The following is an 11,277-nucleotide window of genomic DNA, read 5'->3' as shown; positions in this document are numbered from 1 at the left end:
TTCTTTCGTTTAATGCTTATGAACATGCTGATGAGTAAATAAATGCTCCATACAATATTCATAATTCCCATCACATTTTGAACAAAAACGAAATTCTAGATTTTCATCATCCAATTCTGTTCTCCCACATATTGCACATTTATGTCTTGTAATACCACCAGCTGCCTTATTCACTTCACGTTTATAAGTTGCTCTACGCTTCATCTGACTTGGTGATACTCTCTGATAATTCCTTGTACCAAAGAAAAACAGCAAAAAGTTAAGCATAGCTACTACAATTGCAAATGCATAAATAAAATTACCTGCAACTAAGTTGCTAAATACTTCATACGCTAAAATACAGCCATAGAAAATGCCCAGCCACTTTACTTTAATCGGTATCACAAAGAATAACAACAGCTGAATATTAGGATATAAAGCCGCAAATGCTAAAAACAACGACTGGTTGATAAAATCAAGCCCGATTGGAAAACTAATTCCAAAGGCAATATAAATAAGCACAGAAGCAATAATATTTAATATATATCCGGAAATATAATATAAATTAAACCGAAACGCTCCCCAGGCATTCTCTAAAGAATTACCAATCCAATAATACAAATAAGTTCCCAAAGCAAACCATAAAATATTCAGTGGATTCATCAAATCATATCGGGTAATTCCCGGAGCGAAAATATAAGTAAACAGTCTCCAGATCTGTCCTTTCATAATCAACCCGACATCTAAAACAAGATATTGATAATAAAAATTCGGTGCAAGAATTCCAATTGCTGCTCCTGCTAAATTAATAATAACAATATATCTCATTAATCCAGAGATTGCATGCCTTCCGTATTTTCTTTCTAATTTATTCAGAAATTTCATCTGCTAACAAACTCTCCTTGTTCCATATATTTACGTTTATCCGTATTGCTTAAATTATATGCTTTTTTCTATCCCTTTGTCAAATACTATTCTTCCGTATTAATTTTTTTGATTTTCCTTTCGAATTGGCACCTTTACAACACTTCCAGGTAATAACATAATTTCATCTAAATCATTAAAATTTAATAAATCTTCTAAATTAACATCAAAATTATCCAAAATATCTTCTAAACTATCTTCCTCTTCTACAACATAAGAAAATAAATTCGGATAATTAGGAAGTGTTATAGGACGGTTGCTCATGGAATCATTCCTATTTTCTTCCTTATTTCCCATTCTTCCTGAACGCATTTCCTCTCCACTGTTTTCCGGTCTGTTTTGGTGCATTCCCATTCCATCATTTCCCGGTCTGCTTGGTTGCATTCCCATTCCATCACTTTCCGGTCTGCTTGGTTGCATTCCCATTCCATCACTTCCCGGTCTGCTTGGTTGCATTCCCATTCCATCGCTTCCCGGTCTGCTTGGTTGCATTCCCATTCCATCGCTTTCCGGTCTGCTTGGTTGCATTCCTATGCCACCGTTTTCTGGTCTGACCGGTTGCATTTCAATTTGAACAGGAATACAGATTTCATCTCCGACCTGCATATTATAAACATCAGTAAATGGATTTGCACGCAAAATAAGTGCCAATGGTACATTATATTTCCTGCTCAGCTTATAAAGTGTGTCTCCTTTCTCAACAATATGCACTTTTCCTTCACAATACTCTGATCTCATAATCATTCATCCTACTATTTTTGATATTAGTATATTCGAATATTACCAAATAGTTGCGTCTAGTTTCTAAATTTTTTATAATTTCTTATATTGCACTCTTTTATTATCTAGCGTATAATTGCTATGAGTTGCTTTTCAAACATATATATAAATAAGTAGAGATTTTGGAACAAATACCAAACAATTGTATTTGTTCTGCTAAGGGAGGTTACAGCGTCAGCTGAAAATTATGCAAAATAATACATATACACTAGGTATTGATATTGGTTCTACAACCGTTAAAATAGCAATACTTGATAAAGAAAATCAAATACTTTTTTCTGACTATCAACGCCATTATGCTAATATTCAGGAAACTTTAGCTTCCATACTTACTGAAGCAAATGAGAAACTAGGAGACCTAACCTTATATCCTGTCATAACAGGTTCCGGTGGTCTTTCTTTATCTACCCATTTGGAGATTCCTTTTGTACAGGAAGTTGTTGCTGTTGCAACTTCATTGGAAGATTATGCGCCTCAGACCGATGTCGCAATTGAATTGGGTGGAGAAGATGCAAAAATTATTTATTTTACAGGTGGATTAGAACAACGAATGAATGGTATCTGTGCCGGAGGTACAGGTTCTTTTATTGACCAAATGGCGTCCCTTCTAAAAACAGATGCCTCCGGATTAAATGAGTACGCAAAAAACTACAAGGCAATCTATCCCATTGCAGCTCGCTGTGGTGTTTTTGCCAAATCAGACATTCAGCCACTTATCAACGAGGGTGCTACAAAAGAAGATCTATCTGCTTCTATTTTTCAAGCCGTTGTCAACCAGACAATCAGTGGTCTTGCCTGTGGAAAACCAATTCGTGGAAATGTAGCCTTTTTAGGTGGTCCCCTTCACTTTTTAACAGAATTAAAGCACGCATTCATAAGAACTCTTCATTTGGCCGAAGAACAAATCATTGCTCCGGCCCATTCCCATCTGTTCGCAGCAATTGGAGCGGCAATGAACTCGAAGTCTGAAACAGCTTATACAATAGGCACGTTAATCAATAAACTTTCTCAGGGAATTCAAATGGATTTTGAAGTATCTCGGATGGAGCCTTTATTTCATTCTGAAGAAGAATATCACGCGTTTCTTAAAGACCACTCCATACATTCTGTTCGAAAAGATGATTTGGCAACCTATGAGGGAGATTGCTTTTTAGGAATTGATGCAGGTTCCACAACAACAAAAGTCGCTCTGGTAGGAGAAGACGGTTCTTTATTATACTCCTTTTATAGCAACAACAACGGAAGTCCACTAAAAACTGCAATCCGATCAGTAAAAGAAGTATATTCTTTACTTCCTGACAGTGCAAAAATTGTCCGCTCTTGTTCGACCGGTTATGGTGAAGCTTTGATTAAATCTGCTCTGATGTTAGATGAGGGCGAAGTAGAAACCGTATCCCATTATTATGCCGCCTCTTTTTTTGAACCAGACGTAGACTGTATTTTAGACATTGGCGGTCAAGACATGAAATGTATAAAAATAAAAAATAATTCTGTTGACAGTGTTCAATTAAATGAAGCCTGTTCTTCTGGTTGCGGCTCATTTATTGAAACATTTGCCAAATCATTAAATTATGATGTCGCCGATTTTGCAAAAATTGCACTGTTTGCAACCAATCCAATTGATCTTGGTTCTCGATGCACCGTTTTTATGAATTCCAAAGTAAAACAGGCACAAAAAGAAGGAGCCAGCGTTGCAGATATCTCTGCCGGCCTTGCTTATTCAGTCATAAAAAATGCTTTATTGAAAGTGATAAAACTTACTGACCCAAAAGACTTAGGGAAAAAAATTGTAGTACAAGGTGGAACTTTCTATAATGATGCTGTTCTTCGTAGTTTTGAACGGATTTCCGGCTGTACTGCTGTAAGACCGGATATTGCAGGAATCATGGGAGCTTTTGGTGCTGCATTGATAGCTCGTTCTCATTACAAAGGAGCCCCTACTACTATGCTGTCATTAGAAGACATTAATGCACTTCGTTTTGAAACAACCATGACACGCTGCAAGGGATGTACCAATCACTGTCTTCTCACTATTAACCGCTTTACCGGCGGACGTCAGTTTGTGTCAGGAAACCGTTGTGAAAGAGGATTAGGCAAAGAAAAAAATAAAGAAAATATACCAAATCTTTTTGAATATAAAAACAAGCGTTTATTTAATTACATTCCATTAGATAAAGACAAAGCTACACGAGGAGAAGTAGGAATCCCCCGTGTCTTAAACCAATATGAAAACTATCCATTTTGGTTTACATTTTTCACCAGACTTGGTTATCGTGTCATATTATCACCTGAATCCAAACGGAATATTTACGAATTAGGAATTGAATCTATTCCAAGTGAATCCGAGTGTTATCCTGCAAAACTGGCACATGGACATGTAACATGGCTTATCAAAAAGGGACTTACCTATATTTTCTATCCATGTATACCTTATGAACGTCTGGAAGTTCCAGAGGCAAATAATCACTATAATTGCCCAATTGTAACTTCTTATGGAGAAAATATAAAAAATAATATCGAAGAACTAAAAGACTCTTCTATTATTTATCAAAACCCATTTCTCTCATTTGAGTCAGAAGATATAGCAACAAAACGGCTTGTAGAATACTTTACAAAAGAAAATCATATTCCGGCAGATGAAATTCGCTCTGCTGCCCATGCCGGATGGATTGAAATGGAAACAGTAAAGGCTGATATAAGAAAAAAAGGGGAAGAAACGCTTTCCTATTTGAAACAAACAGGAAAAAAAGGGATTGTTCTTGCCGGACGTCCATACCATATTGACCCAGAAATTAATCATGGAATTCCTGAACTTATTAATTCCTATGGAGTTGCCGTTTTAACAGAAGACAGCATCAGTCATTTGGGGAAGGTTGACCGTCCAACAATTGTTATGGACCAGTGGATGTACCATTCCCGCTTATATAAGGCAGCTTCATTTGTGCGTACACAAAAAAATTTGGAATTAATTCAATTGAATTCATTTGGCTGTGGATTAGACGCGGTCACAACGGATCAGGTAAATGATATTTTGACAAAATCCGGAAAGATTTATACTGTACTAAAAATAGACGAAGTAAATAACCTTGGTGCAGCCAGAATTCGAATCCGTTCACTTCTTTCAGCTGTAAAAGATAGAGAAGAAAAGCATGTTATTCCGACGAAAACCGATACTGCTCACCATCGTGTTATATTCACAAAAGAAATGCGTAAAAGCTATACCATTTTATGTCCACAAATGTCACCAATTCATTTTGATTTATTAGTACCGGCTCTAAACTCCTGTGGCTATAATATGGAAGTATTACCCAGCGAAAAATCTTGTGTTGATTACGGACTAAAATATGTAAATAATGATGCCTGCTACCCTTCTCTCATCGTAGTTGGGCAAATTATGGAGGCATTGCTATCTGGCAAATATGATTTAAATAAAACAGCAGTTATGATTACCCAGACAGGCGGTGGCTGTCGTGCTACAAATTATATAGGATTCATCCGACGTGCTTTAGAAAAAGCCGGAATGAGCGATATCCCTGTTATTTCTCTAAGTGCAGGTATCGAAAAAAATCCAGGATTTAAAACGACTCCACAAATGTTCCATCGGGCAATCCAAGCTTTGATCTACGGTGATGTATTTATGAAGGTCCTCTACCGGACCAGACCTTACGAACGCACAAAAGGTTCTGCAAATGCACTCCATGAAAAGTGGGTAAAAAAATGTAAACATGACTTAAAGACAGGACATTTAAAGACATTTAAGCAAAATATTCGAGGAATTATTCACGACTTTGATTTACTTCCATTGAATCAGGTAGCAAAACCAAGAGTAGGAATCGTTGGAGAGATTTTGGTAAAATTCTCATCAACTGCGAATAACCAACTGGTAGACTTGTTAGAAGCAGAAGGTGCTGAAGCCGTCTGCCCTGATTTAATTGATTTCTTTCTATATTGTTGCTATAATACCAATTTCAAAACAAAATATTTAGGAAAAAGTCCTAATATCAATCGAATCTGTAATATGGCAATACAGGCAATTGAATGGTATCGAAAGCCTGCTACCGAAGCATTTCAAAAGAGCAAACGATTTGAACCACCTGTACCAATTCAAACATTGGCAGAATATGCTTCACCATTTGTCAGTTGTGGAAATCAAACAGGCGAAGGTTGGTTCTTAACAGGTGAAATGATAGAATTAATTCATTCGGATGTATCAAATATTGTATGTGTTCAGCCATTTGGATGCCTTCCAAACCACGTAGTTGGAAAAGGAGTTATTAAACGGTTACGTCAAGAATTCCCAGATGCAAATATCGTCGCTGTTGACTATGACCCTGGTGCTAGTGAAGTCAATCAATTAAACCGTATAAAATTAATGCTTTCAACTGCAACAAAAAATATGATGAAACGTAAAAAATAACGTATATTTATACAGAAGCCACAGATTGTCCATTGCAAGGTCCTCTTTCTATTTGTTATAATATAAATAACAAAAATGAAAGGGGGCATCTAATATGATGACAATAAATAGTATGAATCAAAATCTTTCCAATGTTGCATATGCAACAACTTTAAAGGGTGATACAAGTAGAGTAAAAGAAGCAACATCTGCCTCCTCATCCACAGATTCTCTTGAATTAACTGATAAGTCTAATTCAAAAGAAAACACATTAGCCGGTATTTATAACAGTGCTGGAGAAATTGTTAATACAATTAATAATGTTGGAACTACTGTGGTTAACATTTCTGAAACAGTTTTAGACACGACACAAAAGATAACAGATATTGTAAGCTCTACCTACGATTCCTTGTATAACACTGCAAAAGATACTGTAGATGTTATCAATACTACTTTAAAGAATTCAGCCGAATCGTATAATAATTTAAAAGGGAATTTGACAATCGTAAAAGATTCCGCTAAAAACATTGCTGGCACTATTACTTTTACTGCAGGCAAAATTGCTTCTAATTTAGGTAAAATAGCAACTACCGCTGCAAGTACATATGTATCCTTAAAATCACTTATGAATGAGCCTACCAGCTTTATTACAAAAGGCATGAAATCAGCTTATACACTTTACAATGGTGCTTCTTCCATTTGGGGCTCCGTAAAAGATATTCATTCTTCTCTAAGTGATGGATACAAAAATGTATCCGCAGATTATTCTACCCTTGTAGATGCAACAAAAAAATCCGTTACCAATGCAATTGAATTAAAAAATACATTGCAGACAGGTGCAACAATGGTTTACAACAATGGTGCCGATATGGTAGATACTGTTAAATCAAGTGCAAATGATATCTACAATGCTATTTCAAATGGTTATATAAGCATCAGCAATAGTTTAGGTTCTACAAAACCTTTGGAAATTTGTTAAATCCTATTTCAGAATCAAAAAAGCTTGCTACAACAACAGTTTGTAGCAAGCTTTTTTTATCATCATACATCCTCAATTTGCCAATCAATTGGCTCTAATCCATGCTGTTCCAAAAATGTATTTGTCTGGCTAAATGGTTTACTACCAAAAAAACCTCGGTAAGCCGATAATGGACTTGGATGAGGTGCCTCCAAAATTAAATGATTCGGATTCGTCAGCATCTTTTTCTTCATCTGAGCTGGTTTCCCCCACAAAATAAAAACAATCGGTCTATTTTGTGCATTTACAGCTTCAATCACTGCATCGGTAAACTGTTCCCAACCTTTTCCCTGGTGTGAACCAGCTTGATGTGCACGGACAGTTAATACCGTATTAAGCATCAAAATGCCCTGTCTTGCCCATTTTTCTAAATATCCATTATTAGGGATTCTGCACCCTAAATCATCGTGTAATTCTTGGTAAATATTTACTAAAGATGGTGGAATCTCTACTTCTGGTTTTACCGAAAAACAAAGTCCATGTGCCTGTCCCACATTATGATAAGGATCTTGTCCCAAAATAACCACTTTTACATCTTTCAATGGTGTAAAATGAAATGCATTAAAAATATCATCTGCATTTGGATAAATTACATAATTTGTATATTCCTCTTTTACGAAACGATACAAAGCTGCATAATACGGCTTCTTAAATTCACTTCCTATTGCTTCTAACCAATCGTTATTAATCGCGCCCATTTCTATTCCTCCACTTGTACCTATGTATTTTAATATACTCCCTGCCATTCCATTTTGATTTATATTCTAACTGCCTTGTCAGCTCATACCATGATACATCGGTTATGGATTTTGCCAAATAATGATTTTTTACCACGTTCTTTATCTATAAGTTTTCTGAAACTACCTTTATTTATCATTCATATTCTTTTCAGCAGTTTCTATCACTTTTCGACTATATGTTTCTTGGTCATCACTATTGATAATCTTATAAGCTTCTTTTTCGCTCAATTGAAAAATATGTTCGATTTCTTTCAAAATCTGTTTTTTCACATAGTCAAAATCACTTGTAACTCCCAATTGTTTTGCCGTATCAATATACTCATCATATTTTTTTAACCCTTTTAAAAGTGAATCTAACGCTTGTGGATACATCTGCATTGCATAATAATTATTATAAGAATTTAACTGTTTATTCACGTACATAACCGTCATAATCTTATCATATGTTTCAGAATCTTTATCCTTAATCGTGATTCCCTTTACCTCATCATAAGCTTCATTATACTCTCTGCTGGCAAAATACTCATTTGCTTTTACCACACTTTGAGTATAAGAAAAGTTTTTAGAACCGAAAATAACAAAAACGGTAGCTGCTCCAACAAGAACAAATACTATAGAAGCTCCAACCGGATTAATTCTTCCAGGATCTTCTTTCGCCTCTGCCTCTTCTTCGGCAAGCCGTTGCTTTTTCTTTTCTTCTTTTTCCTTCTTCTTAGCTTCTTTTGCTGCCTTTGCAGCAGCTTTTTTTTCTTCCTTCTCTTTTTTTTGTGCTTCTTTTTCTGCTTTCACCGCAGGATCATTTTTTGCGGCTTTCTTTTCAGCTTTTTTCTTTTTCTTTTCTTCCTTTTTTTGAAGAGCTTTTTCTTCACTCTCTTCCATTTTTTTATGTGCTTTTTTTGATTTTGCATCATAGATATTTCCAAATAACTTTTGGAAAATACCTTTCTTTTTCTTTAACTCTTCTTTACTAGGAAGTTCACCCAAAATATCGTTCTCTAAATTCTCTTCTAAATCGTCTAACTCATGAAAAATCTCTGATTTATCTGGAGTTTCCTCAATAGTTTCTATTGATTGTGCGGAATCAGAAAGCAAATCTTCAATATTCTCCACACCATCCAAAGAAAAAACTTCATCAGATACGCTGACATCTTCCATATTTATATCATTTAAACTGTCCTGAACTGATTCCGTACTATTTTCTTCTTGAGTCACCTCATCTGCCAACATTCCCAGTAAATCCTCGACATCTCCCATTGGATCAGAAGCATCTGAAGTTACAACCGCTTCTTTTTCTAAATCAGTTATCTCTTCCAATGAATCTGGCTCACTCAATGTCTCTTCTTTTGAAAGTGATGCTTCATCCGTATTATCTAAATCATTTAATAAATTTCCAACCATATCATCCAATGTGTCATCCGCATCATGATTTTCCTTTTCCATTTCAACAATTTCAGAATCAGATAACAAATCGTTTTGCAATTCTTCCGTCTTCATCTTATTTAAACTCTCATTTTCTAAGTTAATTGATTCTAAGCTATCTAAATCCATGTCTTCTAAACCTGCCGGCTCTAAAGAATCTAAATCGTTTGCATTCTGTAATAAATTTTCAATTTCAGAGCTTTGTTCTCCGCTAGATTCAAATAAATTTAATTCTGCCACATCCTCGTCTCCTAAGTCGGTCATCGTTTCCACAGACTCTAACTCTTTTTCCATGGCAGGAATCTCTTCTTCAGACTTTGACTTCTCTTCCATGGCAGGAACCACTTCTTCAGATTCTGGCTCTTCTTCTAGACTAAAAGTCATTTTTTCAGACTCTGCCTCTTCTTCCAAGCCAAAACTCTCCTCTGATTGCACGTTGCCATTCTCTTCTAAGTTCAAATTATTTAATGTCAAATCAATATTTTCATTTGGCAAATTAGATTCAAAGTTACCTTCATTTTCGTCAGATTTAGTCAATTGGGGATCTATAACACTTTGTAACAAACTATCTAAATATGATTCATCAAATGTAGGTGAATTTGATTGGCTTTTCGCACACTTTTCACACAAATCTTGTCCATCTTGGACATCAACACCACATTTCTTACAGATTGCCATCAAACGCACCTCCCTTTTAATCCTACTTTATAATTTAATATAATCATTATTCTCATTGTTCATTTTTCTTAATAATTAATTTATCAATTGCTTCAACTAACTGACCAATTTCCGGCTTCGATAATTGTGCATTTGCCCCTAAAGATTCTCCTTTTTTTCTCATTTCTTCATTTACTAAGGAAGAGAAAATAACAACCGGAATATGTTGCAAGTCCGGATCATCTTTTACTAATTTTGTCAAACGATGTCCATCCATTTGTGGCATTTCAATATCTGTAATAATACAAGAAACTTCTTTATCAATGATTCCTGCATCTCTATATCCACACAATTTTTCCCAAGCTTCTGCACCATTACTGGTTGTTATCAAGTTGTTATAACCTGCTTTAAATAGACAGTCTGAAATTAATTTGCTTAAAAGTGCAGAATCTTCTGCAATTAATATAGGAGAATTATTTCTTTCCCTTGTTCCCATCTTTTCAATATCTGAAGTTTTAAGTCCTGTTTCAGGGCTTATATCGGAAACTATTTTTTCAAAATCTAAAATAACAATTAGCTTATCCTGCAAACGTATAATTCCAGTTGCCACTCCTGCATCTTCAGCATTAATCGTTGCATCCGGCTTTGCAATATCTGCCCACGATACTCTTTGAATTCCAGTAACACCATGAACATGAAATGCCGTATTCAACTTATTAAAGTTTGTTACAATATACATATCTGATGCTGTATCTCCTGTACTATTGAGATTTAAACATTTTTCCAAGTTAATAATAGAAATAATTTCATCTCTTGGCATGAAGATACCTTCGATACATGGATGGGAATTTGGAATTGGAGTTGGCACTTGATATGGTAAGATTTCTTTAATCTTAGCTACATTGATTCCATAATGGTTATTGCCTACTTTAAATTCCAAGATTTCTAATTCATTCGTTCCACTTTCTAATAAGATTCCTGTCTCCATATTCATTCCTCCGTTACTGTATAATCTAATTACTATATAAACCATTATAGTATATTTAATTTAAAAATACAAATGCTATTCTCAAAAAATGGCACATTTTTTACAAAAAAAGTTCAAATTCAGCAAAATTACCTATAATTCACTAAATTTGAACTCTAATTTCATTCCAATATAAACTATTCAAACAACTTCTCATTCTCTCACTAATACCTTCAAAACTACACACTGAATTCCATCCTTCTTTTACCCGGTCTTGCAACCTCTTTCCTTGGTCAAGCCCTCGACCGATTAGTAACAGTCAGCTCCACATGTTACCATGCTTCCACCTCTGCCCTATCAACCTGATCGTCTCTCAGGGGTCTTACTAGCTTACGCT

7 protein-coding genes and 1 rRNA gene are annotated in these 11,277 nt (G+C 35.3%); 2 read left to right on the top strand and 6 right to left on the bottom strand.

All coding sequences use genetic code 11. The features are described from left to right. Positions 1–9 precede the first annotated feature (9 nt). Positions 10–864, bottom strand: coding sequence for a rhomboid family protein (locus tag FYJ58_RS05275; RefSeq protein ID WP_154518328.1), 855 nt, complete (start codon positions 862–864; stop codon positions 10–12). Positions 865–963: 99 nt separating this feature from the next. Continuing rightward, positions 964–1,641: a LysM peptidoglycan-binding domain-containing protein gene (locus tag FYJ58_RS14715; protein ID WP_205839164.1), complete on the bottom strand. Its 678-nt coding sequence runs from the start codon at positions 1,639–1,641 to the stop codon at positions 964–966. Between the two features lie 229 nt (positions 1,642–1,870). Here FYJ58_RS14715 and FYJ58_RS05265 point away from each other — a divergent pair, with 229 nt between their 5' ends. Both FYJ58_RS05265 and FYJ58_RS05260 read left to right on the top strand, forming a co-directional pair. Next, positions 1,871–6,100 carry a 2-hydroxyacyl-CoA dehydratase gene (locus FYJ58_RS05265; protein ID WP_154518325.1) on the top strand — a complete coding sequence of 1,410 codons (4,230 nt, stop codon included), beginning with the start codon at positions 1,871–1,873 and terminating at the stop codon, positions 6,098–6,100. Between the two features lie 94 nt (positions 6,101–6,194). Then, positions 6,195–7,058: a hypothetical protein gene (locus FYJ58_RS05260; protein ID WP_154518322.1), complete on the top strand. Its 864-nt coding sequence runs from the start codon at positions 6,195–6,197 to the stop codon at positions 7,056–7,058. Positions 7,059–7,120: 62 nt separating this feature from the next. On the opposite strand, the gene FYJ58_RS05255 is transcribed toward FYJ58_RS05260, so the two are convergent. From FYJ58_RS05255 to FYJ58_RS15430, 4 genes are all read right to left on the bottom strand, one after another. Then, the gene (locus FYJ58_RS05255) at positions 7,121–7,795 is read right to left on the bottom strand and encodes a uracil-DNA glycosylase (RefSeq protein ID WP_154518319.1); all 675 of its coding nucleotides are present in this window, start codon (positions 7,793–7,795) and stop codon (positions 7,121–7,123) included. A gap of 168 nt (positions 7,796–7,963) precedes the next feature. Then, on the bottom strand, positions 7,964–9,934 hold the full coding sequence (locus tag FYJ58_RS05250; RefSeq protein ID WP_154518316.1) for a hypothetical protein: 1,971 nt from the start codon (positions 9,932–9,934) through the stop codon (positions 7,964–7,966). A 52-nt stretch (positions 9,935–9,986) separates the two neighbouring features. After that, positions 9,987–10,901 carry a chemotaxis protein gene (locus tag FYJ58_RS05245; RefSeq protein ID WP_154518313.1) on the bottom strand — a complete coding sequence of 305 codons (915 nt, stop codon included), beginning with the start codon at positions 10,899–10,901 and terminating at the stop codon, positions 9,987–9,989. A 268-nt stretch (positions 10,902–11,169) separates the two neighbouring features. Next, positions 11,170–11,277, bottom strand: a 23S ribosomal RNA gene (locus FYJ58_RS15430); the annotation flags it as partial.

Origin of the sequence: Velocimicrobium porci (assembly GCF_009696045.1) — a bacterium.
Classification (GTDB): Bacteria; Bacillota; Clostridia; order Lachnospirales; family Lachnospiraceae; genus Velocimicrobium; species Velocimicrobium porci.
Note: the sequence above shows the minus strand (reverse complement) of the source record. Positions and strands in the feature narration are given on the sequence as shown.